We start from the raw sequence: 25020 nt of genomic DNA, 5'->3' as shown, positions 1-25020 counted from the left end.
TCTCTTACCCCTTATCCCTTTTTCCCATGAACGAACAAATCACCGCCTACGTCCTCAACGAACTTCCTGAAGACGAACGCCGCGCCTTTGAAGCCCAGCTTCAAACCGATCCCACCCTGCGCGCCCAGGTGCAGGAAATGCAAAACTTCTGCACCCTCGTCGACACCCACATCACCAAAGCCGACGCCCCCACCGCCACCTTCACCCCCGAACAGCGCGACCACCTCGTCGAATCCTTCACCGCCCCCGAAGCAAATGCTGAAGCTGAGGAAAAAATCATCCGATCGAAACCAAATTTCTGGCGTCACCCCATCCTCCTCAGCAGCACCGCCCTCGCCGCCTGCCTCGCCATCCTCCTCATCCGTTATGGTAGCTTTGATTCGGCATTCACCACATCAGCCAATCACGTCAGCTCAGAAAAAGTGCAAATGCGAGGAGCCTCTGCAACCCCAGATCAGGACACTCAGCAACCCTCCATCTTTGACAGTAAAAAATCTTTTCCGGTCCCCAAGAAAGAAATCCATGCTAGCCAGTCAAACAGCATCGCCATTGTTCCCGCCCCGGAACCACAACCACTTGCTGTGCTCGAGAAAGAACTCGACGCCGCAAAACAACGAATGGACGCGCTCAAAGACAATCTCAATCAAGAATTCGCCAAACAAAAAGCAACTCTAGTCACCACCATGCCGGCAGACGGTAAGGACGATGATTCACGTCGCCGCACCATGTCGATTGACCCATCACAACCTCCGACCGACCACAGCAGCAGCCGTTATGGCGACACCATCAACCCGCCTCCCCCAGCTGCTGCCCCTATCAATGTCCCTACGCTCTATGCCAACGAAGCGTCCAGCCTCGGCGGCAGCACCACCATTTCAAGCACCACCCTGCCTTCTACCACCAAGCCACCCGGCCCAGCCACCGCCATCCAATCGCCCCCTTTCAATGGAAACGACGAAGCTGCCATGGCATCCTACCGCGCCATCACACCCAACACCGAAAACTACCAACCCATCGCCGAAAACCCCTTCCAACCCACCACTCAACATCCCCTCAGCACCTTCTCCGTCCACACCGACGGCGCCAGCTACGCGAACATCCGCCGCTTCCTCAACGACGGCCAACGCCCTCCCGCCAACGCCATCCGCATCGAAGAACTCATCAACTACTTCCCCTATGCCTACGAACCCCCCGCGGGTGAACACCCCTTCGCCGTCAGCACCGACATCGCCGAAGCCCCCTGGCAACCCCTCCATCGTCTCGCCCGCATCGCCATCAAAGGTTACGAAGTCCAAAACGACCGCAAAGCCGCCAACCTCGTCTTCCTCATCGACGTCAGCGGCAGCATGAACAACCCCCGCAAACTCCCCCTCGTCAAACAATCCCTCCAACTGCTCACCGAACAACTACGCGACACCGACCGCGTTGCCATCGTCACCTACTCCGGCAGCAGCCAGGTGGCCCTCGAAAGCACCCCCGCCACCAACAACGACAAACCCAAAATCATTGACGCCGTCAATGCCCTCGGTGCCGGAGGTTCCACCAACGGCGCCGGCGGCATCCGCGCCGCCTACGACCAGGCCCGCACCCACTTCGTCAAAGACGGCATCAACCGCGTCATCCTCTGCTCCGATGGCGACTTCAACGTCGGCATCAGTTCGCCCGGCGAACTGCAAACCCTCATCACCGACCAGGCAAAATCCAAAATATTCCTCAGCGTTCTCGGCTTCGGCACCGGCAATCTCAACGACCGCACCATGGAAACCCTCGCCACCAAAGGCAACGGCAACCACGCTTATATCGACAGCCTCAGCGAAGCCCGCAAAGTCCTCGTTGATCAAATCGACGGCACCCTCATGACCATCGCCAAAGACGTCAAAATCCAGGTCGAGTTCAACCCCGCTCAGGTCGCCTCCTACCGCCTCATCGGCTACGAAAATCGCACCCTCGCCAAAGAGGATTTCAACAACGACAAAAAAGATGCCGGAGAAATCGGCGCAGGCCACACCGTCACCGCCCTCTACGAAATCGTCCCCGCCAACCTCCAACATCCCAACGGCCAACCTCTTGTCGACAACCTCAAATACACCACCACCCCAAAACCCGCAGAACCCGCCGCCGCTGCAACCGCCGCCGCCCCTGCCAGCCCCGAAACCATGACCGTCAAACTCCGCTACAAACAACCCGAAGGCGACGTCAGCAAGCTCATCGAAATCCCCGTCATCGACAAAAACACCAACCTCAAAAACTCGCCACCCGACTTCCAATTCGCCACCGCCGTCGCCGGTTTCGGTCTCCTCCTGCGCAACTCCCAATACGCCCCCGAAATCACCTGGGACCAGGTCCGCGTCCTCGCTATCCAAGGCAAAGGCCCAGACCCCCTCGGCTACCGCGGCGAGTTCCTGCAACTCATCGACAAAGCCCGCAGCCTCAGCAGTCCACAATAAATGAATCTCTCAACCACAACCGAGCGAAGCGAGATAGCCAGACGGAGGCTGCCCTGATGGGGTGAGCGAAGCGAAGCAACTGGACGCAGATAAACACAGATGGCTTCTTGAAATTCGGATGAGAGAAATCTGTGTTTATCTGTGGTTTTTCAGTCCCTCCCTATTCGTGTTAATTCGTGTCCATTCGTGGTTACAAAAAACCCATCCCTCTGATCCAATCAGCAGGACGGGTTCATCAAACCAGCTCAGCCCCGATCAAACTCCCTTGGGATTCTCACCAAACTTGTTGGCCCCCGGCGTTCCATCCAGAATCATAAAATACAGCACGATGAAACCGCCAATGAACGGGATCAGCACAAACAGCAAAAACCACCCGCTGCGGTTCGTGTCGTGCAATCTCCGGATCGACACGCCTATGGACGGCAAGATGACCGCCAGCATGTAAACAAAGCCGAGTATCCCACCGGTTCCAATGATCCCCTCGACAATCATCAGCAGCACAATGGCGATGATGTTGAACAAAGTGAACATCCAATATTCCTTCCGACGAGCCCGCCCGTCGAACACCGCAAACTTTTTCAGAACGCTTATATACCAGTCCATAATTTATAATTTGTTACCTTCGCAATAGTTTGTCCATCTCCAAAGGGGTGTGACAAAAAAACTTCCCAAACACCACCTCACCTCAATCTCTCTCCATACTCCCGCCACTTGCCACGCAGCTCCTCCAACATTTCTGCGTGCTCGCTCACCCCAACCAAATTCCTCTGCTCAAGCGGATCGCTCTCCAAATCATACAACTCCTCCACCAACGGATCACTCCCCATCCACCTGATATATTTCCATCGATCCGTCCGCACCCCTTCCACCGGCGGAATTCTTCCAGGTAAAACATGGTGCTCATAAAAAAACTCCCCTCTCCAATCTGCCACTGACTCCCCAGAAACCAGCGGCACCAAACTCCGCCCCTGCATCCCCTTTGGCACCTCAATGCCCACCCGTTCCAACATCGTCGGTGCCAGATCCACGTTCAACACCATCTCCTTCAATCGCCTGCCTCGTTGCCCTTCTTCCAGACGCGGATCATACACCACCAAAGGCACCCGGATATCCTCCTCCCACATAAACCACTTGTCCGCCAACCCCCGATCCCCCAACGCATACCCATTGTCCGACGTCACCACCACCACCGTATTTTCGGCCAAACCCCGCTCCCTCAAAACCTCACGCAACCTCCCCACTTCCCGATCCACCCCGGTCACCAACCGATAATAATCTTTCAAAATCCCCTGCGCTTTTTTCGCCTCATCAAAGCGCCACTCCCAACGCCTGCGACCTTCCGACGTCTTCACAAACTCCGGCACCTTCGCAAAAGCCTCCTCCGTCGCCAGCACCGGCAACGGAATCTCCACATCCGAATACAAATCCTCATCCCGGGGATCAGGTTCGAACTCCGTTGCTTGCCCGTCCCGCGCATGCACCGCACTGAAACTCACCGACAAACAGAACGGCTGCCCCTTCTCCACCCCCTGCAAAAACTCCAGCGCCTCATCCCCATACCTCGCCGTCGCATGCTTCCTCGTGGAGTCACCCGGCTCAATAAAAAACTTCGTCCCCTGCCCCGCCTGGCCTCGCCAGAAATCAAAACTCGCGCCCCTCTCTTCCGTCGCCTTCACATCCCCCACGCCATACTTCCCCACAAATCCCGTCCGATAGCCCGCTTTGCGCATCAACCCCGGATACGTCTCCGCCCACTGCGCATCCGTCAGCCCCGTCTTGAAATCAACGATCCCGTGCCGCCTCTCCCATTGACCCGTCAGAATCGAAGCCCGACTCACTGAACAAATCGACGTCGTCACAAACGCATTCTCGAACACCACCCCCTCCTTTGCCAGCGCATCCATATGCGGCGTCTTGACGATCTTGTCGCCCATGAACCCCGCCGCATTCCATCGCCAGTCATCCACCAGCAAAAACACCACATTCGGCCGTTCCGCCCCATGCAGCAGCGACCCCGTCAACATCATCAATCCAAGCAAAAAAATCTTCATGCGTGAGTATCACAACGCAACCCACTTCCTCTCATATCAAAAAACCACAGATAAACAGAGATAAATTGTTCATATCAGATCAGGAAAAATCGGTGTCTATCTGCTTCACTTCGTTCATCCCTGCGGGACAGCCTTCGGCTGGCTATCTCGTTTCAATCGGTTGTGGTTAAAAATTTAATCTCATTCGTGTGAATTTGTGTCCATTCGTGGTTCCTATTTCCCCTCCCCAAAAAACCCGCAACACCCTCCACTTCTCCAACGTTATCCCTCCGCCATGCTCCGCCTCCTCCCTTTCCTCTTCTTCATCCTCCTCATCTCCCCCCTCCACGCCGCCGAAAAGAACATCGTCTTCTACATCGCCGATGACCTCGGCACCGAGCTCGGATGTTACGGCAATAAAGTCATCCAAACCCCGCACATCGACGCCCTCGCTGCCGACGGCACCGTCTTCACCAACGCCTATGCCACCACCGCCAGTTGCAGCGCCAGCCGTTCCGTCATCATGACCGGACTGCACAATCACGCCAACGGCCACTACGGTCACGCCCACGACACCGGCCACTTCTCCTGCTACCCCAACACCATCAGCCTTGCCCTCCCCCAAGTCATCAAACGCGCCGGCTACCGCACCGCCCTCATCGGCAAACACCACGTCTCCCCGAACAATATTTTTCAATACGACCTGCAGCTCGGTGCCAAGGGCCGCAACTCCGTCGCCACCGTCGAACAAGCCCGCGAATTCATTCTCGCCAAAGACGAAGCCGAAGCCGACAAGCAAAAACCCTTCCTTCTCTACGTCGGCCAGATCGATCCCCATCGCAGCAACGACGACCTGGAAATCCCCAACAAACCCAACGCCTTCGGCAACCTCCCCAATCAAAAAAGCTTCCCCGACATCAAGGAAACTTTCTACGATCCTAAAGACGTCATCGTCCCACCCTTCCTCCCCGATACTCCCGAAACCCGCGCCGAACTCGCCCAATATTACCAGAGCGTCTCCCGTTTCGACGCCGGCCTCGGCCACCTCATCCAAATCCTCAAAGAGGCGAATCTCTACGACAAAACCCTCATCATCGTCACCTCCGACCACGGCATGGCCTTCCCTGGGGCCAAAACCACCGTCAGCGAACCCGGCCTGCGCGTCCCGTTCATCGTCCGCAACCCCTACAATGCGAAACGCGGCGTCCGCAACACCGCCCTCGTCAGCCACACCGACATCACCCCATCGCTGCTCGACTTTGCCGGTGGACTCGACCACGAAAAAAACGCTCCCAAAAACCCCATCGACCCTGTTGAACACTGGAACGCCCAAAACCTCTCCAAATCCGACAACCGCGGCCCCAAATACCCTGCCTATCACGGTCGCAGCTGGCTCAACATCCTCGACAAAGAAACCGATCCCACCCGCGATCTCCTCTTCGCCTCCCATACTTTTCACGAAGTCCAGATGTATTACCCCATGCGCGTCATTCGCGATCAGAAATACAAACTCATCTGGAACATCGCCTGGCAGCTTCCCTTCCCCTTCTCCACCGATCTCTGGTCCTCCGCCACCTGGCAGGCGCAACTTAAAAAAGGCAACGACGCTCCCTTCGGCCACATCACCGTCGGCCAATATCTCCAACGCCCCGAGTTCGAACTCTACGACCTCGAATACGACCCCCACGAATCCCTCAATCTCGCCTCCGATCCCGATCATCTCGAAACCCTCAACGCCCTCAAACAAAAACTCAAAACCTTCCAACAAACCCACCGCGATCCCTGGGTGCTCAAGTGGGAGTATCAGTAAGCGACCATCTCTCTTCATCAATCGCGTTGAACCATGCGTCCGATCGACTATTCGTTCCCGACATGATTCGTCGCTACAATCGCAATCAGCTCATCAAGGCCATTCTTGCCCTTGGAGGGGGCATTCTCTATTGCTTCATCACGTATCTTTTCTTCCGTTACATTCCCGCTTACATCGCCAGCAACTTTGGTTCTCCACTCTCTCCCACCGTCGCCATTGCCATTGGTATCCTTGGCCTCGCCGTCGCAGGCATTAGTGGCTACAGAAATTGGAAGAACCGTGGTGGACTCCAGAGCTATCACGAATCCGCATTTTATCATGATCTCGGCGAGTCCAACGGCAGCGCATTCATGCTGGACTATTACGCCCACCGGGTCACCGCTCCAGCCCATGTCCTGAGTCAGATCTTTCTTGCGGGCCCATTGCTGCTCTTGAAAGCCGGAACCCTGTTCAGCAGCATGCTCCCTTTCAGCACTGACCTGGAAGACCGTCTTGCCGCCGCCTTGAAAGCCTTGAAAGCAGCCAAAAAATGGCAGTCTCTCGATGAATACCCTGACCGTCAGACGGAGATCCTTTTTCTGGCACAAATGGACCTGATCGACTTCAGTGCTCACAAAGGCCAGCCCCGAATCAAAACACGCTGAAAGATGGAATTCAGTTTTTCACCCTTCCGTCTTTTGCTACTCGCCGCTATTGTCATTTCATTCTGGCTCTGGGGCGGCTTCTCAGTTCCCAACCTTCCTGAAGACGACTATCGTGACCCTTCAAAAGTGGCCAGAGCATGGGGCCAGGCGATTCTGCTCTTCCTGGCCGGTGCAGTCGCAGTGTCCGTGATCGATCACTACGTAGGTAATCTCGACCGCACCAACCTGCGGTTGCTCTACATTCTTGTTGGGATCATCATGATGATTGGCAGCGTGCTATGGCTAAAGGGCATGCGAAGCCCCATCACCGATTTGGGACAGCGCCATAGTTCCGCCGCTTTGCTCCAGTCTCTTCATCAAAACCCGATAACCTGAATCCAAGAGCTTTTCTCCAGCTCCAAACAGCAACTTCGCCCTCATTCGCGATTAAGCCCGGTTAAGATTGTCACCTGCCCCCCATTGATGTAAAAAATATCCATGTCTTCGCCTGCTCTTGATCACATCATCGCAGAAGCCGAGCAAGATCCCGAGGGCCCGCTTCAACGCATCCTTCCTCGCTCCCGCCCCCAACGTCAGCGTATCACCCTGCGATTCATCGTCCTGCTCTTCGCCTTGTTGTGTTGGAAGCCATGGCCTCTCCTCGCCACCGAATTTGTAAGGGAAACCTTCTCCGGTCTCTACGCCGGCGACACCGTGCCATCGGCAAAATGGAACAACGTCGGAAGCAGCTTCACCGTTCAGGATTCTCCCCCTCATCGGGCTTTCGGCACCTCATCCCTCTTCGGCCGCATCGAAGGAGCCAATGCCCGCATCAGCACCGTCGCCTCCATCCCCACCACCGGCCTCACCGTCATCTCCTTCACTTTTCGTGAACCCACCGCGCCCAGCGGACAAGCGCTGATCTTTGGCCTCGGCAAAAGCAATGAAATCAACAGCGTCCACGCCGGACTCGCCTTCACCCTGAACAACGGCGTCTTCGCCACCGGAAGCAACACCACCGGCCCCAGCAGCACTTATCCGCTCGACGTCCCTAGAAAAATCACCGTCGTCTTCAATCGCAACGCCTCCTCCATCAACTACGAATTCCAGGGCCTTCAAACCCTCGCCAGCAACCAGGCTGACGTCTGGATCAGCCAGACCGGCTCCACCGCCATCCCCACCAAAATCGGCACCTACACCTCGACCGCCAACACCGCCGAGGTCAACCAGTTTGTCCTCCGCACCTTTTCCGCCCCGCCTGGCAACATCGTCGACTTCGACAATCTCTCCATCCGCGACACCATCGCCGCCCCAGCGCCCCTCCTCAGCAGTCTCTACCCCCAAAACTGGACACCTCCTCAAAACCCCACCCACAACTTCCAGACCGGTGCTTTCCTCCAGGACTTCTCCCACGCCGGCTACCGCGCCGGCAACGAAGATCCCCCCACCATCACCGGTCCAGAATGGATCGTCACCAATCCCCCATTCAACGCCGATCCCACCGGCGTCACCGACTCCACCCTCGCCATCCAAAGCGCCATCAATACCGCCGAAGCCGCCGGAGGTGGCATCGTCAAACTCCCCGCCGGAACCTACCGCATCCGCCCCCAAGGCACCAACAACTATGCCCTGCGCATCGATGCACCGAACATTGTCCTCCGCGGCGATGGCCCCGCTACCACCCGCCTCCTCAATGACCTCACTGAAATGCGCAACAAACAGGTCATTCTCATCCAAGGCGCCAGCCAGGCCGCCTTCACCTCAAACACCACCACCGCGACCACCCTCATCACCACCGACCTCCCCGGTCCCACCACCCAACTTCCCGTTGCCAACGCCGCCCTCTTCAGTCCCGGCGACTGGATCACGGTGCGCGCTGACACCACCGATGCATGGATCACCGAACACGGCATCAACAACTGGCTCGGCTACGGCTCCAGCCTCGGCGGCTTCGCCTACCGCCGCAAAGTCGTCGCCGTCGATCCCGTCAACCACATCGTCACCATCGACATCCCCACCCGCTACTCCCTCACCACCCGCGACAACGCCCGCCTCCTCCTCGCCGCCCACTCTGGCCTCAACGAAATCGGACTCGAAAACTTCTCCATCGGCATGCTCGAACGCACCGGCACCGGCTGGGCGGAAGAAGACTATAACAGCGAGACCAACGCCTCCTGGCATACCCACTCCTCTTTCGCCATCACCTTTCAGCGCACTCGCGACAGTTGGATGACCAACGTTCACAGCTACCGTCCCGAGCAAAACACCACCCAAACCCACATCCTCAGCAACGGCGTTCACCTCACCGATTCCTGTCGCATCACCCTCGCCGACTGCCATTTCCAAAACGCCCAATACGGCGGCGGCGGCGGCAATGGCTACCTCTACCGCATCAGCAACGCCTCCGACAACCTTCTCATCCGCTGCCGCGGCACCTTCAGCCGTCACGCCTTTGTCTTTTCCCAAATGCGCTGCTCTGGAAACGTCTTCCACCGCTGCATCGACTCCACCACGGGCCGCCAGGTCGCCGACGGGAACGCCGCACGCCAGACCACCAGTGGCACGGGCTCCGACCACCACATGCATTTCAGCCACTCCAACCTCATCGACACCTGCATCGCCGACTCCAGCTTCTTCACCGCCGCCTACCGACCCTTCGGCAGCCCGCCACTGCACGAAGTCACCGCCTCCCATTCTGTCTTCTGGAACACCGAGGGCACCGGCAGCAGCGGCGGCGCCGTCGTCCGCACCGAACAATCCCGCATGGGTTACGCCATCGGCACCCGCGGCACTCGCAACACCATTTCCCGCCCCACCGGCGGCGGCTCCCGGATGGCGCCCGCCGACTGGGTCGAAGCCGCCGGACAAGGCGACCACCTCGAACCGTTTTCCCTTTACGAAGACCAGCTCCAGCGTCGCATCGGCCCCCTCTATCTCACCCCTCTCGCCCAATGGAGGCACACCCATTTTGGCCAGAATTTTGAAAAACCCGACCTTGCCGGAAGCACTGCTGATCCCGACCAGGACCATCGCCCCAACGTCATCGAGTTCGCCCTCAACAGCCACCCGCTCAATTCACAAAGCGACCCTCGAACCACCATCCATCCAATTGAGATCGAAGGAGTCATCCATCATTCCTTCACCCTGCCCGTCCGCAACGGAGCCACGTTTGACGAAGGTTCCGGTAATCTCGTTTCCAACTCCATCGACGGCATCACCTACACCATCCAAAGCAGCATCGATCTCCAAAACTGGACCACGATTCAGGTCGTCGAAATCACCCCAACCCCCACCAACAACTTTTCTCCTCTCGACGACGGCTGGAGCTATCGCACCTTCCGCACCACCCTTTCCCCAGCCACCACCACCCGCCTTTTCTACCGCGCCATGGTCACCGCCCTCCCCGAGTAACTTCAATCATCGTGACAATCCAAGGAAAAACTGATAATCTTTAAATACTACACTCAATTCTTGTTCAGTTGAATTCGGCACCAAATAAACAGCTTATGAAACGTTCTCTCGTTAATCAACAGCTCAAAGTCGCGGCCCTCCTTGGCATCGCCCTTGTCTCACTCGTTTCAGGTTCAGAGAACGAGCGAAACCAATCCGAAGCCACCAAAAAAGAGCCCGCTCCACTTAGTCAGCACCCGAATCGCCATCTCGCCAATCGCGAATCGTTTATCCTTCCCAACGGCGCACCTATCTTGGGAGACAAAATCACCCGACCCGATGCTGATACCGTCATCGTTCAAGGTCATGTGTATTTTCAAAACGTCGAACCCTCTGTTCCTATCATCATTGCCGAACAAGCCATTTGGAAAGTCTCAACAGGAAAAATTACCTTCAACGGCCAACCGTCCATGCAAATAAGCAGCAGACTGATTCAGACCAGAACCGCCAAATCAAAAATCGTTTATTCTCCCAAAGAGAAAACATTTGAGACCACCGGACCTTATCATATGCACCTTTTATCCTCCTCAAAACCAATCGACTGAACCCCACATACATCGAGATCTCCGCCTACCGTATTCAAAGCCATCCCGATACATTCCGATGCAGCTATCCTTACGTTCATTCTATCCCATATTGCTCTTCTGCCTTATCGCTGGAACCCTGCCCAACGTCGCCTACGCCGCCAACAGTTATTTCCAGGGAGACTACGCCGCCACCTTTGTCTTTAAACCCACCCATGCAAAAAAGAACCAGCGCAACACCGGCCTGCTCGTGATGACCGTCAAACCCGACGGTGAAGTTAGCGCCAGTTATCTCACCAAAGGCACCGACATCAACTTTCACGTCAAAGGCAAAATTGACAAAGACGGCAACTTCGAAGGACGTGTTTTTTACGAGGGAAAAGATTGGGGTGCCCACAAAGGCAGCTTCACCAAATCAGACAACGGCACCATCAAGGGAGAGCTTCATGAAACCCCCAACGGTCGAGGCACCCCCCACGGCCATCTCAAAATTTCCGGCGGACCCATCATCGGCAGAAAACGATAGGTTTCCGCATGTCCAGAAAGGGCACGGAGCTTCATGCCATCCCTTTCGACTGATATTGTCTCCGGCGGCCTCTTAAACTGCGCCTTCGGTAAACTGCCCGTAAGCGCGGAATTTTTGATACCGCTGCTCGAGCAATTGATCGTCGGCCACCGCATCCAGATCTTCCAAAACCTTCAACAAACCGTTTTTCAACGATTCGGCCGCCTGATGATGATCGTGGTGAGCGCCCCCGGTCGGTTCTGGAATCACGCCATCAATGATGCCAAGTTCGCTGAGATCCTGCGCGCTAAGTTTGAGGGCTTGGGCCGCTTCCGGAGCGTGTTGACGATGTTTCCACAAAATGGCGGCACATCCCTCTGGACTGATGACCGAATAGTAGGCGTTTTCCATCATCAGAATGCGGTCAGTCACGCCGATGCCAAGGGCCCCACCGGAACCGCCTTCGCCGATCACCACGGAAATCATCCGGGTGCGCAGGGTCATCATTTCGCGAAGGTTGAAGGCAATCGCTTCAGCAATGTTGCGCTCTTCGGCTCCAATGCCTGGATAAGCTCCCGGCGTGTCGATAAGGGCAATAACCGGAAGTTTAAATTTCTCCGCCATGCGCATCAGGCGCAGTGCCTTGCGATAACCTTCAGGATGGGCACTACCGAAGTTGCGCAGCAGGTTTTCCTTGGTGTCGCGGCCTTTTTGATGACCAATCAACACCACCTTACGACCACCAATGGTAGCGAATCCGCCAGGCATGGCGTTATCGTCGCCAATGTGGCGGTCGCCATGAATTTCCACAAACTCATCAAATGCCAGTTTGGCGTAGTCGAGCATGTAAGGCCGGCTGGTGTGACGTGCGATCTGCACCCGCTGCCAGGGGGTTAGTCCAGCATAGGTCGTGCTCTGAAGTTTCATGATTCTTTGTTCCAACTCGGTGATACTGGCAGTCACCCGGCCGGTATTTTTAAGGGCCTGCTTGCGGCGTAACTCTTCAAGTTCTTCACGGGCCTTCACGAGAGGTTTTTCGAAATCGAGGATCTGTTTCATGGAAGCAAAAAAATTATATCAGCGGGTAATTTTAAACGCAGTGCCGGGTCGGATGATGGTATACAGCTCTTCAACATCTTCCCGCTGCAAAAAGACACCGGGCTCGATCGCGTCGGCCACTGCGGCATCCGCAGTTTTTGGATCAGCTGTTGGCACGACCGGCTTCGCCTGGGGCACCGCACGAATGTTGAGCCCCGGTCCATTGGCGCCTCGACGATTCCCCATCAGCCATTTATCAGCACTGACAAAAAGCGGATTCGCCGAATCCACCTGCTTGCCGGCACTCCAAGCGGCGCGACTGCTGATCACCAGCTCAACCGGTGCCCGCACATAGGTAGGAAGCCGCACGTCGATGGCCAGATATTCTTTAAACAGGGTCTTCTTTTCGCCGTAGTTGCGCAGCAGCGTCACCGTCTTTTCCGAGACATCGACCACGACCTCGAAATCCAGCGGGAAAACATACAGGTGATCGCCGGGATGCAGCCGGTGGTTGAACAGGCCGTTGGCGCGCATCAAACACTCGATGGTGGTTTCCTGCTTCCGGGCAATGAGGCCCACCGAATCACCCGTTTGAACAATGTATTTTTTCTTCTGCGGATTGGTCTCCACGGAGAACATCATGTCCATGTTGATCTCCCCAATGATGCGCTTGGCTTCGGTGGCGCGATTCGAATCGGGAAAAGTCGCCACCAAGGCATACAGCGCATTGCGGCCTTCAATCAGCTTGCCCTCCGCAATCAATTCCACGGCATCATTAAAACGGCGAATGCCCGGATCCGGCAACGAAGCCTTGTTGCCCTGGATCGCCTTGATCTCGGAGGCCAGTGCATCATCATGACCGAGAACGTTCATGTAATACCAGTAGGCGGTGGCAATGATGCTGCCAGCAATGCCCAAAGTAAGGAGAAAGACGAGAATCTTGAATCTGGACATGGGTCTTCGAGGGAGGTCGGGGCTCAGCCGAGCAGGCCGCGGCGTTTGAAGTCGAAGAGGTTGATGTTGTGGGATTTTTCGATCATTTCAAAAGTGAAACGCAGCAGCGAAATTTCCCAGGTGTCGTCGACACCCTGAATGATGGCCCGCATTGGATTTCCGGAAACCCGCTGGTCTTCCTTCAACCGGTCGGCGACCGCGGCAAGTGGCTCATGCACCACCTCCTCGCTGATTTCCCCACGTTTGAAGTTGAATCCGTAGCGCAGAATGGCGAGGTCCTTGATGTGCTGCTTCACCCACTGGCCGAAAGCGGCGCCTTCTTCGCCAAAACCCTCGAAATTCCACTCGTCCGGGTGGCTGGGTTTCACGATGAGCGGTTTGTCGGCCTGAATGCGACCATTGCGAATGCGCGTCTTGTTCGCCGCATCCATCAGTTCGCTGATCATCTGAAATTCAAAAGTCGTGCTGCCAAAAGTGTCAATGCGACGATCAGGCTCGTGCAACACCGTGGTGTTTTCGATCGCGTATTGAAAGTCGAACTCAGAATGCATGTCGTTGGTAGGGGAATCCACAGCCTACGCTGAAAACCAGGGGGGTGCGAGCGATTTTTAGTCTTGTGAAAACCTCACAATTTCTCGGGCTGCTGAAGCAACTGGGCAACGCGCTGCAACAAACGGCCGGCCGCACCACCATCGAGAATGCGGTGATCGAAACTCAGCGTCATGTTGGCCTCCGTCACCGGAATGAAGGTGCCGACCTGATCGCTCCAGACAGGAGCTTTGCGACCGGCGCCCAGTCCCAGCACCAAGTTCTGCTCGGGCAATGGAATCGGCGTGGCCCAGACGATGCCGAAGGAACCAAAGTTCGTCACGGTGGCAATGCCAGGCCGGTTGGCGTCGTTCGGAAGACGTCGCGCACGGGCCTGATCAACCAGCTTGTTGTAAGCTTCGACCAAAACCGAAAGCGGCTTTTTGTCGACCTCACGAATGGTTGGCACCAAAACCCCGTCGGCGACCTCCACCGCAAAGCCGATATCGATGGAGTTTGGATGGACAATGCGACTCCCCACCAGACGTCCCGCAACGGCGGTATCTTCGCTCAACGCCAGCGCCAGAGCGCGAATGGCATAAAGAGCCGGTCCGGGCTTGGGATTCGCCTTTTTGCGATGCGCCAGCATGGCGTCAATGATGATCGGCATGCCCACCGTTGCCAAAGGCCGGCTCCAGCTGCGACGCATGGAATCCGCCACCGCGATGCGCATCGGAGAAGCATTCGTCATGCGATGCTGATCCAGCTTGCGAAGGAACAGCTCCAAATCTTCAACCGTTACACGACCGCCAGCACCGCTCCCCGCAACAGCCGAAAGATCCGACGAATTCAAGCCCAGCTCATGCATTCGCGCCCGCATCCGGGAGGAAATGTAATGAGCCCCCGTGGCACCCGCCGGCACTGGCAGACCGCCCACCACCGGCTCAACCGTCGGCTGACGCTCGCGAATGGTCTCCTCATCGCTGATCTTGAAATGCAGATTGGCAGGCTCCCCAGAAGCGGAACTGCCAGCGCTGCCGTTGCCGTTGCCACTGCCACTTCCGTTGGAGTTGGATTGCCCTGCCTCACTCACACTCGCGGTCGACTCCGAATGAACCGGTTCCTGATCTCGCGGTGCCTGTGATCCAAACGATTTCGCATTGGCATCGCTGACATTGAGCGACCCGAGACGTGCTCCCACCGCATAGCTGGTGTTGACCTGCGCCGTGATGTCGCCCACTTCGCCGTCGCAAGGAGCCGTCACCGTCATCACCGCCTTGTTGGTCTCCACTTCGAAAATCTCGTCACCTTCCTTGATGCTGGAACCCGGCTCGATGATGACACGAATGATCATGGCTTCCGCGATGGATTCCCCGAGCTGGGGCATGAGAATGGGAATGGCTGGCATGACTAAAGAATAAAGTAATGAGAAATGGAAAATCCGAAATCAATAATTAGCTGCATTAATAAGCACGGGCAGTGCGATCCACTAACGGAGATTAACGGTGCGATTGAAAACGGGCAAACCCTTGATGGATTCTCGCGAATCCGCAATAAAATATCCAAGCCGGATGAACTGAAATTGCTGTCCCGGAAGGGCATCCGCCAGGGCCGGTTCGAGCTTCGTTTCCGTCAACATTTCGAGCGAGGTGGGGTTCAAATGATCCGTGAACTCCCCCTCCGCTGCATCCGGATGCTCAAGGGCAAACAAGTGATCATAAAGCCTCACCGGAGCACTCACCGCATGCGCCGCCGAAACCCAATGCACGGCCGCCTTCACTTTTGGCCGGCCAACTGGCTGCGCCCCATGGCGGGTGGCATCGTCATAGGTGGCGCGCAATTCCACCACTTCACCGGCTTCGTTTTTGATGATCTCGGTCAGGCTGACACAGAACGCATTCGTCAAACGCACCTCCGCACCCGCGGTAAATCGACGCCAGCCTTTCGGCGGTTCTTCAGCGAAATCATCGCGCTCGATGAACAACTCCCGGCTCAACGGAACCTGCCGCGTGCCCGTTTCAGGAGCCTCGGGATTGTTGGGCACCTCAACAAACTCCACCTGATCTTCAGGATAGTTCGTCAGCACCAGCTTCAGCGGACGCAGCACCGCAATGCGACGCAGGGAAGTTTTGTTCAACTCCTCGCGAACGGCGTTTTCCAACACATGGAAGTCCGTCATCGCATTGAACTTGGTCACCCCGATGCTTTTGCTGAACTGCCGCATCGATGCCGCAGGGTATCCCCGACGCCGGATGCCGGACAAGGTCGGCATGCGGGGATCGTCCCATCCGCTCACATAGCCCTCCTTCACCAGCCGCAACAGCTTGCGTTTGCTCATGACCGTTGAAGTCAGGTTCAACCGCGCAAATTCGCGCTGCACCGGATGGCTCGGCAAGCCGTCCACGTTCTCGATCAACCACTCGTAAAGCGGCCGGTGATCCTCAAACTCCAGCGTGCAAATCGAATGCGTCACCCCTTCGATCGCATCGCTCAATGGATGCGCGAAGTCATACATCGGATAAACGCACCAGGCGTCCCCCGTGCGGTGATGATGAGCGCGCAAAATTCGATAAAAAACCGGATCACGCATGTTCAGGTTCGCATGCCCCATGTCGATCTTCGCCCGCAACGTGCGTGTTCCATCCGCAAACTCGCCCGCCTTCATGCGACGGAACAAATCAAGATTCTCCTCTGCCGACCGATCCCGGCCCGGGCTGGGTTTGCCCGGATCCGTCAACGTCCCACGAAAAGTGCGCATCTCCTCAGGCGTCAAATCACACACAAAAGCCAGGCCTTTTTCGATCAACTGCTCCGCAAACGCATACAGCTTCGGGAAATGATCGCTCGCAAAATGCAAATGGGAACCCCACTCAAATCCCAGCCACTTCACATCCTCCATGATGGAGTCCACGTATTCCGTTTCCTCCTTGGTCGGATTGGTGTCATCAAACCGCAAATGACAGCGCGCCTTTGGCCCAAACTCCTGCGCGATCCCAAAATTCAGGCAAATCGACTTTGCATGCCCAATGTGCAAATACCCATTCGGCTCAGGCGGAAAACGCGTCACCACCTCACCCCCATGCTTCCCATTCGCCACATCGGTGGCAATCCATTCACGGATAAAATCAAGTCGGATAGGTTCAGCAGCAGCGTCGGTGGTCATGATGAGAGAAGCGGAGGAAAACCTAGCGCGGTCTCGCCAACGTGAAAGCGGGAAATGCGAAGATCAACCGATGCCCTATTCGGCTCGGTGATCAGAAATTATCCCGGAACCACACGTATGCACGCTTCTTTTCTGGATCATGGAGCAGGAAGAAATGCGCACCGTCCGCTCCGCGTGTATCGTCCGAAAAGTTCAAGCTGCGAAACGCTTTCATCTCCGGCGACAGAGATCGAGGCCAGTAGTAAGGCGGCATCTTCCAAAATTGAGCCGGTATGGTGACTGATTTTCGCAATTCCAGCGCCTGTATCACCTCTTCAATAACAGTTGGCTCAGCGTCGATGCGCCAAAGGTATTCCCAGTCGATAAACCCGCCACGAGAATACACATAAGTCCGAGCATCTGTGCCACCAATCGCCTTCGCAATGCGTGGATGAGGTGAGCTGGGAATAGCAGGAAATCCTTTCATCCATGCATATCCGAGCGCCAACGCCATTGCAACGATTCCCAATAGAATCTTGAAACGATGCTTCAGAATGAGCTGTCGGCCTCCCCTCATGCACGGACACTAGCATGCCATTCAACACATCCAAACCGATCTCACGGAATCACCGCGTTCGAAAAAATCGCCCTTTCGTTTACGTTTCAATGGTTCAATGAATTCAACGACATTGCAGCACACGGCCTCCCGAGCCACCCGCCGTTCTCCCTTCCCTTTCCAAGCCATGCACACGCACTCCTTCGGCATCACGCTCATCGGCCTTGTCATCGCCACCTCTGCCACCACAAGCCCTGCATCCGACTGGCCTCAATGGCGCGGCACCAACTACGACGGCATCTCCCCAGCCACCTTGCTGCCCGACAACGCCACCCATCCGAGTCTCAAACAACGCTGGAAAGCCAGCATCGGCACCGGCTTTTCATCGTTCTCCGTTCACGACGGCAAACTCTACACCATGGGCAACCAAAACGACCAGGACACCGTCTGGTGTTTTGATGCCGACTCCGGCAAGATCCTCTGGCAACACACCTATTCCTGCCCGCTCGACCCGCTTTATTACGAAGGCGGACCCGGTGCCACTCCCACCGTCCACGACGACGTTGTCTACACGCTCAGCAAAAAAGGCCATGTCCATGCCCTCAATCAGCAAACCGGCCAGGTCCTCTGGAAACGCGATTTGCTTGCCGATCACCAACTCGAACTCCCCGAATGGAGCTTCGCCGCCTCCCCGTTCATTCACAAGAACCTCCTCATTCTCAACGTCGGCGACCACGGCCTCGCCCTCCGACTCGACACCGGCGTCACCGAATGGACAAGCCCTTCCACTCCTTCCGGCTACGCCACCCCGGTTCCCATCGCGCCCAACGCCCTCGCCGTTTTCCGCGCCAAGTTCATCTCCGCCGTCAACCCGCTCACCGGCCAAAAACTCTGGGAAATCCCATGGGAAAGTTCGCGCGGCGTTAACGCAGCCGACCCACTCCATCACGACGGTCAACTCCTCGTCAGTTCGAGCTCCGGCACCGCCCTCCTGCAACTCAGCCCATCACCAACCGAAATCTGGAAAGGCAAATACCGCAGCTACTTCAATCCACCCGTCAAAATCGGCGATCACGTCTACGGCATTGATGGCACCACCCACCGCCCCACCCGCCTTGTGTGTTTCGAATGGGCCACCGGCAAGGAAATCTGGGCCGAACCCGGCTTTGGCAGTGGCGGTCTCGTCGCCGTGGGCAATCACCTTGTCATCTGCGACAAAGGCGAAATCATCATCGCCACCGCCACTCCAGACGGATTCGAACCCCTCATCCGCGAAACCGTTCTGCAAGGCAAATGCTGGACCGCCCCCGTCGTTGCCCACGGTCGCATCTACGCCCGCAACGCCACCGGTGACCTCGTCTGCCTCGATCTCGAACCCTGAATCACGGAAACACCGCCATCAACGCATCCGCGAAAATTTTCATGCCGCGTGCATCCGGATGATTTAACGAATTGAGCATCAACGCACTATACGGCATCCCCTGCCGCCACAGCCGGCCATACCGCGCCGCGCCATCCGCAATCACCACCCGATTCACTTCGCCAAACTCACGCAACGCCGTCACGTATTCGCGTGGGTCTTCATCGACTTCACGCTCGCTGCTGAATCCCATCCATTCCGTGTAAGTGTAGTGCGGTGTCAAAATGATCCATTCCGCCCCGATTCCCTGAAAATCCGCCAACAAACGCCCATAACGCTCGTTCACATGCTTCCTCAGCAATCGGGCATCATTCACAAACTCCGACACCACCAAATCCGGCTTCAGTGCGAGCACCTTCTCCGCATAATTGTGCTCCGCCCCGGGAGGTTCCGCCAAATAAGCCGCCGTGTTTTTGCCACCCCAAGCCTCCGTGACCAGTTCAATGTTGGCCTTTGGATACTTTTCCTTCAACCGCTTCACAAACTGGTGCTGCCACGCGTCCTGTTCACGATTCGGCAGATAATTGGACGCCGTCACGCTGTCGCCCCACGCAAGAATCTTCACCAACTCGCCCGAACGCAGTTTCGCCAGCGTCTTGGGTAAATTCTTCTCGGTATTCGCCGACAAACCCACCGGTTCAGGATAAGCCTTCTCAAGAAGCGGAAACAGATTCGCCTGCGTCAATTTTTCAACCTTGCCAGGCAGCCAGATGCGCCCCAGCAAAGTCTCCCCTTCTCCCGGTTCTGGAGCCAGAGGGGCCGCCGCCAGGGGCGTTCCTTTCAAGACCTTCAGCTTGCCCGTCGCGTCTGCCACCACCGCATCCAGCCTCAGCGGATGATACCGATAACTGATCAACAAGGGTTGCTTCGCCTCAATGGCCCCGCCTTCGAGTCGGCCAATCGTCCCCCAAACTTCATCAATCTCAAAGTCCGTGCCCCGCTGAAACGTTTTTGACGGCTGATCCCCCAACTTCGCCGACTTCACCACCACACTTCCCGGAGCAAAAATGCCCGGCGTGGTGGTCTCCTGAGCCCTCACTTGTAACAGCCGCAAACCTTTCGCCCAACCCGCCGAATCGGGAGCAAAGACCGGAATGCCAGCGTGCATCTCATCGACGACTGACACCTCGGTCACCGGCTCGACTTCGATCAAACCATTCACCGTCATCGTCCGCACTTCGACCTTCCAGTCCCCAGCCACTACAAAAGCCGCCTCTGCCTTCGCAAACATAGGAACACAAAAACCAGCCAGCGATGCACCAGCCAGAGCCATCAAAACGAAGCGACGATTGATCGAAAAATTCATACTCAACAGCAACCTACGCCACATCCATCGCCTTTCATGCACCACTTGGAAAAAGCACCAGTCAGCACCCTTCCTCCATGGCAACCTTGACCCATCGCCCCTTTGCGCCATGTTACCCGTTCGTCCACGACGAGTGATGAAGGAAAATTTTGCTTTCCAACTGGCCATGCATGCCGTGCAACAACGCGACTCGCGTTATGCACCCCAAGCCTATGCCTTCGTCTGCGACAGCCTCGCCCACACCGTCCAGCTCCTGAATCGCGACAAGGCCGACAGCCATCACGTCACCGGACCGGAAATGCTGCGCGGCTTCCGCGACCTCGCCCTCCAACAATTTGGCCCCATGGCCGTCATCGTCATGCGCGAATGGGGCATCCGCTCCAGCGAAGACGTCGGCAACATGGTCTACAACCTCATCGAAGCCGAATACTTCGGCAAAAACGAAAGCGACAAACTCGAAGACTTTGCCGACGGCATCCCGCTCGAGGAATTCCTGTCGAAACCTTACCAAAAAAAATCTTCCCGCCAATGAATCAACTCCACAGCACCTCCCCTGCCGCCCCCGATCAGCTCTCCCTCCCACCGAACGCCGCCCAGTTCCATACCTTGAACAACGGACTCGAAGTCATCCTGCTCGAGGACCATGCCCATCCGCTCGCCAGCGTGCAATTCTGGGTCAAAGCCGGCAGCCTTCATGAAGAAAAATGGACCGGTGCAGGCCTCGCCCACCTCGTCGAACACATGTTCTTCAAAGGCACCACCACCCGCACCGCCTCCCAAATCTCCCAAGAAATCCAGGCCCGCGGCGGTTACGTCAATGCCTACACCACCTTCGAACGCACCGTCTACTGGATCGAAGGCGTCGCCGAACAAGTCGACGGCTACCTCGGCATCCTCTCCGACATGGCGCGCAACTCCAACTTCGACGCGGGTGAACTCGTCAAGGAACAGGAAGTCATCCGTCGCGAGTTCGCCATGGACAACGACGATCCCCAGTCCGCCCTGCAACACCTCCTCCAGCAAACCGCCTTTCGCGAACACCCCCTGCGCCACCCCATCATCGGCCACCTTGAGGTCTTCAATCAGGTCGGACGCGAAGATGTCGTTCACTTCGTCAACCGCCACTACGTCCCCAACAACTGCTTCCTCGTCATCACCGGCGCCATCGACAGCGCCACCATCATGGAAAGCGTCGAAAAACATTACGGCACCTGGCAGCGTCGCCCTTACGAGCCCGTCATGATGCCCGACGAACCCGATCAGGTCGCCACCCGTCAGGCCAAACGCGAGTTCGCCACCGACATCGCCCGACTCAGCCTCGGCTGGCAGGTCCCCGGCGATTCCCATCCCGACAAACCCGCGCTCGACGTGCTCGGATTCATCCTCGGCAGCGGCCGCAGTTCCCGACTCAATCTCCTCCTTCGCGAAGAACTCGGCATCGCCCACTGGGTCGGCGCCGGTGCCTGGTCCGCCCTCGATCGCGGACTCTTCGCCGTCGAAGCCGAATGCGACCCCGAAGACCTCGCGCAGGTCGAAGAAGCCATCTCCAAGATCATCCAAACCGCCCGCGAAGAAGGCTGCAAACCGGACGAGCTCGACAAAGCCGTGCGCACCACCTTGAGCCATCAACTCCGCACCCGCAGCACCACCCGCGGCATGGCCTCCTCCCTGGCGCACAGCTGGATGAGCGTCGGCAATCTCAATCACGATCGCGCTTACCTCGAACGCATCAGCACCCTCACCGTGGCCGACATCGTCCAGGTTGCCCGCAAATATCTCGTGCCTGAAACCCTCAGCCGCGTCTCCATCCACCCCACCGGCACCCTCGAAAAAACCACCGGCATCGCCACCACCCACACCCGCGAAGAAATCCAATCCTTCACCCTCAGCAACGGCCTCACTTTGCTCGTTGGCGAAAATCCGCGCCTTCCGCTCGTCTCCGTGCGCACCCAGTTCCTCTCCGGCGTCCCTTCCGAAACCAGCGAAACCGGTGGCGTCACCCAAATCACCGCCCAATTGCTCGCCAAAGGGGCCGGCAAACGCAGCGCCGAACAAATCGGTGCCCTGCTCGAAGACCGCGGCGGCTCCCTGCAATCCAGCGCCGATGTCCATCGTCTTTTTGTCGGTTCTGACGTCATGAAAGGCGACGAAGAACTCGCCATGGGCCTCATCGCTGACCTCCTTACCGTCCCCACCTTCCCCGTCAAATCCCTCGCCACCCTCAAAAAGCGCCAGATCGCTTCCATCCGCGAGGAAATGGAAGACCCGCTCACCGTCGCCCTGCGCCGCGCCCGCAAGGAAATCTTCGCCGGACTGAGCTACGAACGCACCGCCATGGGCACCATCGAAAGCGTGCAAGCTCTCGACGTCGATGCCTGCAAAACCCACTTCCAACAAACCGTCCAGGGCAAAAACGGCGTCATTTCCGTGTTTGGCGACGTCAAAGCTGAAGAAGTGCGCGAACAGGTCGCCCGCCTCTTCAGCCCCATCCCCCCCGGCACCAGCCACCGCGACCAATACGCGCCCCTCACTCCCACCGCCGAACCCAGTCGCCACGAACTCACCCTCGACAAGGAACAAGGCGTCCTCGTCGTCGGTTTCCCCACCGTCGGACTCGAACACGACCTCGCCCCTGTCCTGCACCTCATTGATGAAGCCTGCAGCGACATGGGCTCACGCCTCTTCAACCGCATCCGCGAAGAAATGGGCCTTGCCTACTACGTCGGCACCCAAGCCTTCCACGCACTAGGAGCCGGAGCCTTTTATTTCTACGTCGGCACCGATCCCGCCAAGCTCGACCTCGTCGAAACCGAACTCCTTAAAGAAGTCGCCGACCTCGCCGCCAACGGACTGCAACCCGACGAAATGGAACGCGCCAAAACCACCTGGAAGTCCTCCTATCTGCGTGGTCAACAAGGCAATGGCGCCCTCGCCGACGCCTTTGGCTGGCAGCAACTCAACGGACGCGGCTACCAGCACCAGCTCATCCAGCCCGAGATCATCTCCAGCATCACCCCCGAACAAGTCAAAGCCGCCGCCGCAATATTCTTCAGCACCAAGCCCTTCGTTGTGCGGGTGAAACCGTAATCACTGGAGGACCCAACGCGCCCGTCGGCCACCGCACCTCGTTCCTCGTCCCATCGGGACGTTTCATAACAGCCCGGCACAAGGTGCCGGGTTTTGTGTCGGGGACTATTCGTGTCCTGAAGGGACGCCTCATGCACGACCAACATACAACCCCGCTGTTCGTCCGTTACGGTATTGATCCCTCTTCACATACGATGCGTCCATCCAGGACGCACCTCGGCACCCACCCAAACCTGGCACTTGGTGCCGGGCGAGATGAAATGTTCCTTCAAAACATCTCAAAAAGTAAGAACGCCTTACTTGTTTAGTCACTCAAGCTCTGGTAGGCTGTTGGCATGACAACCATCACGACCCTTTCCAGCAAAGGCCAAGTCGTCCTGCCCCGGATGGTGCGCAGTCAGTTGCATCTGGCTCCGGGAACCAAATTACTCTGCGAAGTGCAAGGTGACTCAGTCGTCCTGACCCCCGAACACCCGCGCCGCTCGAACCGTGAATACGTTATTGACCCGCTCACTGGCCTGCGGGTGACCAAAGCACGCGAGCAAACTGAACCTGTCACCAGTGAGATGATCAAAGCACTGCTGGAGGATTACCCGTGAATTGGCTCCTCGACGTCAATGTTCTCGTTGCACTCGCCCATCAAGGACACGCCGAGCACCAGCGTGTCATCCGCTGGTTTGCCGTTGAAGTCGGCTCTGATTCAAAAATAGCCACTTGTGCGATCAGTGAACTGGGATTCGTCCGCGTCAGTGTTCAGGCAGGCTTCGAGAACGACGTGCCTGGAGCGGTGGAAACGCTTGAGGGACTGAAAAAAACTAGCCGAGTTCCTTTCGAGCTGGTTACGGATGGCATCGGTGCCAAAAAGTTACCCTCTTATGTATTGGGTCCCAAGCAAATCACCGATGGACACCTTTTAGAGCTAGCGAAGGCTAAATCCATACAACTGGCCACGCTCGATAAAAACATACCCGGTGCGTATGTGATTCCATAAGCCGATTCAGCCCATAAACTGAACCGTTGCGCAAAACGTAATTCCATACCATAGTCACCGCCCGTTTCAGAAAAGCCCCTTTCCGTCTCACGCACGCCACTCATGGTCAAACCGCCAACACTCATCCTACTGCTCTCCTACGGCATCTTTTTTGCCGCTTGGGATGCACAGGCTGCAACCGCCCTCTCGCTCAGCGGTTTGCGGGCGGACTTCCATGCCAGCGTCGATGATCGCCATCGCGAGGAACCCGGCAGCATCTCCATCTCCGATCACGCGACCACCCACGCGTCTTCCACCTCCCGGCGTGGTTTTGCCCGCAACGCAGCCTATTCCATCGCCCAGTCGCTGCGCTCCCTTTTCCAACAAAACCTCTTCGCCCCCCCGACTCCCTCCCAGACTGGCACGATCAGCCTCCCTCAAGGCGCCTCCCATCTTCAAGTGCTCTGGGGCCAACCCGGCTTCCACGACCTTGAACGCCGGCCAAACGCCCCGAGCGCACGCCCCCTCCCAGCGCAGTCGACCACCGACCTGCCGTCATTTCTCCTCACCGCCTCCAGCGCCTTGCGCTTCCAGCATCGCCTGCGAATCGCCTGAGCCAAACTGGCTCCC

Annotated in this window: 22 protein-coding genes; 13 read left to right on the top strand and 9 right to left on the bottom strand. The window is 57.1% G+C overall.

Annotation, left to right across the window (positions count from 1 at the left end; all coding sequences use genetic code 11):
* Window positions 1-26: 26 nt before the first annotated feature.
* Window positions 27-2447, top strand: coding sequence for a VWA domain-containing protein (locus FEM03_RS16830; protein WP_138087453.1), 2421 nt, complete (start codon window positions 27-29; stop codon window positions 2445-2447).
* A gap of 255 nt (window positions 2448-2702) precedes the next feature.
* On the opposite strand, the gene FEM03_RS16825 is transcribed toward FEM03_RS16830, so the two are convergent.
* Both FEM03_RS16825 and FEM03_RS16820 read right to left on the bottom strand, forming a co-directional pair.
* Window positions 2703-3050: a DUF805 domain-containing protein gene (locus tag FEM03_RS16825; RefSeq protein ID WP_138087452.1), complete on the bottom strand. Its 348-nt coding sequence runs from the start codon at window positions 3048-3050 to the stop codon at window positions 2703-2705.
* Window positions 3051-3127: 77 nt separating this feature from the next.
* Complete coding sequence (locus tag FEM03_RS16820) at window positions 3128-4498, bottom strand: sulfatase family protein (protein ID WP_138087451.1); 1371 nt, start codon at window positions 4496-4498, stop codon at window positions 3128-3130.
* Window positions 4499-4772: 274 nt separating this feature from the next.
* Here FEM03_RS16820 and FEM03_RS16815 point away from each other — a divergent pair, with 274 nt between their 5' ends.
* From FEM03_RS16815 to FEM03_RS16790, 6 genes are all read left to right on the top strand, one after another.
* Window positions 4773-6287: a sulfatase family protein gene (locus FEM03_RS16815; RefSeq protein WP_138087450.1), complete on the top strand. Its 1515-nt coding sequence runs from the start codon at window positions 4773-4775 to the stop codon at window positions 6285-6287.
* Between the two features lie 62 nt (window positions 6288-6349).
* Window positions 6350-6931 carry a hypothetical protein gene (locus FEM03_RS16810; protein ID WP_138087449.1) on the top strand — a complete coding sequence of 194 codons (582 nt, stop codon included), beginning with the start codon at window positions 6350-6352 and terminating at the stop codon, window positions 6929-6931.
* A 3-nt stretch (window positions 6932-6934) separates the two neighbouring features.
* Window positions 6935-7306 carry a hypothetical protein gene (locus FEM03_RS16805; protein ID WP_138087448.1) on the top strand — a complete coding sequence of 124 codons (372 nt, stop codon included), beginning with the start codon at window positions 6935-6937 and terminating at the stop codon, window positions 7304-7306.
* Between the two features lie 102 nt (window positions 7307-7408).
* Complete coding sequence (locus FEM03_RS16800) at window positions 7409-10321, top strand: glycosyl hydrolase family 28-related protein (protein ID WP_138087447.1); 2913 nt, start codon at window positions 7409-7411, stop codon at window positions 10319-10321.
* A gap of 95 nt (window positions 10322-10416) precedes the next feature.
* Window positions 10417-10905 (top strand): hypothetical protein, encoded by a 489-nt coding sequence (locus FEM03_RS16795; RefSeq protein ID WP_138087446.1) that lies wholly within the window; start codon window positions 10417-10419, stop codon window positions 10903-10905.
* A gap of 91 nt (window positions 10906-10996) precedes the next feature.
* Window positions 10997-11410 (top strand): hypothetical protein, encoded by a 414-nt coding sequence (locus FEM03_RS16790; RefSeq protein WP_138087445.1) that lies wholly within the window; start codon window positions 10997-10999, stop codon window positions 11408-11410.
* A gap of 72 nt (window positions 11411-11482) precedes the next feature.
* On the opposite strand, the gene FEM03_RS16785 is transcribed toward FEM03_RS16790, so the two are convergent.
* From FEM03_RS16785 to FEM03_RS16760, 6 genes are all read right to left on the bottom strand, one after another.
* A complete protein-coding gene (locus tag FEM03_RS16785) occupies window positions 11483-12448 on the bottom strand; it encodes an acetyl-CoA carboxylase carboxyltransferase subunit alpha (RefSeq protein ID WP_138087444.1) in 966 nt (321 codons plus the stop codon).
* Between the two features lie 18 nt (window positions 12449-12466).
* Entirely contained in the window at window positions 12467-13345 is an 879-nt protein-coding gene (locus FEM03_RS16780; protein ID WP_166442929.1) for a LysM peptidoglycan-binding domain-containing protein, read from the bottom strand.
* 59 nt (window positions 13346-13404) lie between these two features.
* Window positions 13405-13932, bottom strand: coding sequence for a hypothetical protein (locus FEM03_RS16775; protein WP_138087442.1), 528 nt, complete (start codon window positions 13930-13932; stop codon window positions 13405-13407).
* 74 nt (window positions 13933-14006) lie between these two features.
* Entirely contained in the window at window positions 14007-15317 is a 1311-nt protein-coding gene (locus tag FEM03_RS16770; protein ID WP_138087441.1) for a 2-oxo acid dehydrogenase subunit E2, read from the bottom strand.
* 81 nt (window positions 15318-15398) lie between these two features.
* Window positions 15399-17072, bottom strand: coding sequence for a glutamine--tRNA ligase/YqeY domain fusion protein (locus tag FEM03_RS16765; RefSeq protein ID WP_138087440.1), 1674 nt, complete (start codon window positions 17070-17072; stop codon window positions 15399-15401).
* 91 nt (window positions 17073-17163) lie between these two features.
* Window positions 17164-17565, bottom strand: a complete 402-nt coding sequence (locus FEM03_RS16760; protein ID WP_138087439.1) for a hypothetical protein — start codon at window positions 17563-17565, stop codon at window positions 17164-17166.
* Between the two features lie 229 nt (window positions 17566-17794).
* Between FEM03_RS16760 and FEM03_RS16755 the strand changes: the two genes are divergently transcribed.
* Window positions 17795-18988 (top strand): outer membrane protein assembly factor BamB family protein, encoded by a 1194-nt coding sequence (locus FEM03_RS16755; RefSeq protein WP_166442928.1) that lies wholly within the window; start codon window positions 17795-17797, stop codon window positions 18986-18988.
* Window position 18989: 1 nt separating this feature from the next.
* Here FEM03_RS16755 and FEM03_RS16750 read toward each other — a convergent pair whose 3' ends face one another.
* Window positions 18990-20258, bottom strand: coding sequence for an SGNH/GDSL hydrolase family protein (locus FEM03_RS16750; protein WP_166442927.1), 1269 nt, complete (start codon window positions 20256-20258; stop codon window positions 18990-18992).
* 184 nt (window positions 20259-20442) lie between these two features.
* Here FEM03_RS16750 and FEM03_RS24505 point away from each other — a divergent pair, with 184 nt between their 5' ends.
* The 5 genes from FEM03_RS24505 to FEM03_RS16725 all read left to right on the top strand — a co-directional run bounded on the left by FEM03_RS24505 (window position 20443) and on the right by FEM03_RS16725 (window position 25005).
* The gene (locus tag FEM03_RS24505) at window positions 20443-20865 is read left to right on the top strand and encodes a Minf_1886 family protein (protein WP_166442926.1); all 423 of its coding nucleotides are present in this window, start codon (window positions 20443-20445) and stop codon (window positions 20863-20865) included.
* Complete coding sequence (locus FEM03_RS16740; RefSeq protein WP_138087436.1) at window positions 20862-23420, top strand: M16 family metallopeptidase; 2559 nt, start codon at window positions 20862-20864, stop codon at window positions 23418-23420. The genes FEM03_RS24505 and FEM03_RS16740 overlap by 4 nt, the downstream gene beginning before the upstream one ends.
* Before the next feature lie 335 nt (window positions 23421-23755).
* On the top strand, window positions 23756-24019 hold the full coding sequence (locus tag FEM03_RS16735; protein WP_138087435.1) for an AbrB/MazE/SpoVT family DNA-binding domain-containing protein: 264 nt from the start codon (window positions 23756-23758) through the stop codon (window positions 24017-24019).
* Entirely contained in the window at window positions 24016-24411 is a 396-nt protein-coding gene (locus FEM03_RS16730; protein WP_138087434.1) for a PIN domain-containing protein, read from the top strand. The genes FEM03_RS16735 and FEM03_RS16730 overlap by 4 nt, the downstream gene beginning before the upstream one ends.
* Window positions 24412-24513: 102 nt before the next feature.
* Window positions 24514-25005, top strand: a complete 492-nt coding sequence (locus FEM03_RS16725; protein WP_138087433.1) for a hypothetical protein — start codon at window positions 24514-24516, stop codon at window positions 25003-25005.
* The last annotated feature ends 15 nt before the right edge of the window (window positions 25006-25020 follow it).

Origin of the sequence: Phragmitibacter flavus (assembly GCF_005780165.1) — a bacterium.
Taxonomy (GTDB): Bacteria; Verrucomicrobiota; Verrucomicrobiia; order Verrucomicrobiales; family Verrucomicrobiaceae; genus Phragmitibacter; species Phragmitibacter flavus.
Note: the sequence above shows the minus strand (reverse complement) of the source record. Positions and strands in the feature narration are given on the sequence as shown.

Coding starts and splice junctions, on each gene's coding strand:
- FEM03_RS16765 (WP_138087440.1), bottom strand. CDS start 17,072: ATGACCACCGACGCTGCTGCTGAACCTATCCGACTTGATTTTATCCGT.
- FEM03_RS16760 (WP_138087439.1), bottom strand. CDS start 17,565: ATGGCGTTGGCGCTCGGATATGCATGGATGAAAGGATTTCCTGCTATT.
- FEM03_RS16820 (WP_138087451.1), bottom strand. CDS start 4,498: ATGAAGATTTTTTTGCTTGGATTGATGATGTTGACGGGGTCGCTGCTG.
- FEM03_RS16815 (WP_138087450.1), top strand. CDS start 4,773: ATGCTCCGCCTCCTCCCTTTCCTCTTCTTCATCCTCCTCATCTCCCCC.
- FEM03_RS16825 (WP_138087452.1), bottom strand. CDS start 3,050: ATGGACTGGTATATAAGCGTTCTGAAAAAGTTTGCGGTGTTCGACGGG.
- FEM03_RS24505 (WP_166442926.1), top strand. CDS start 20,443: ATGTTACCCGTTCGTCCACGACGAGTGATGAAGGAAAATTTTGCTTTC.
- FEM03_RS16755 (WP_166442928.1), top strand. CDS start 17,795: ATGCACACGCACTCCTTCGGCATCACGCTCATCGGCCTTGTCATCGCC.
- FEM03_RS16740 (WP_138087436.1), top strand. CDS start 20,862: ATGAATCAACTCCACAGCACCTCCCCTGCCGCCCCCGATCAGCTCTCC.
- FEM03_RS16810 (WP_138087449.1), top strand. CDS start 6,350: ATGATTCGTCGCTACAATCGCAATCAGCTCATCAAGGCCATTCTTGCC.
- FEM03_RS16735 (WP_138087435.1), top strand. CDS start 23,756: ATGACAACCATCACGACCCTTTCCAGCAAAGGCCAAGTCGTCCTGCCC.
- FEM03_RS16795 (WP_138087446.1), top strand. CDS start 10,417: ATGAAACGTTCTCTCGTTAATCAACAGCTCAAAGTCGCGGCCCTCCTT.
- FEM03_RS16770 (WP_138087441.1), bottom strand. CDS start 15,317: ATGCCAGCCATTCCCATTCTCATGCCCCAGCTCGGGGAATCCATCGCG.
- FEM03_RS16800 (WP_138087447.1), top strand. CDS start 7,409: ATGTCTTCGCCTGCTCTTGATCACATCATCGCAGAAGCCGAGCAAGAT.
- FEM03_RS16725 (WP_138087433.1), top strand. CDS start 24,514: ATGGTCAAACCGCCAACACTCATCCTACTGCTCTCCTACGGCATCTTT.
- FEM03_RS16785 (WP_138087444.1), bottom strand. CDS start 12,448: ATGAAACAGATCCTCGATTTCGAAAAACCTCTCGTGAAGGCCCGTGAA.
- FEM03_RS16830 (WP_138087453.1), top strand. CDS start 27: ATGAACGAACAAATCACCGCCTACGTCCTCAACGAACTTCCTGAAGAC.
- FEM03_RS16805 (WP_138087448.1), top strand. CDS start 6,935: ATGGAATTCAGTTTTTCACCCTTCCGTCTTTTGCTACTCGCCGCTATT.
- FEM03_RS16750 (WP_166442927.1), bottom strand. CDS start 20,258: ATGTTTGCGAAGGCAGAGGCGGCTTTTGTAGTGGCTGGGGACTGGAAG.
- FEM03_RS16775 (WP_138087442.1), bottom strand. CDS start 13,932: ATGCATTCTGAGTTCGACTTTCAATACGCGATCGAAAACACCACGGTG.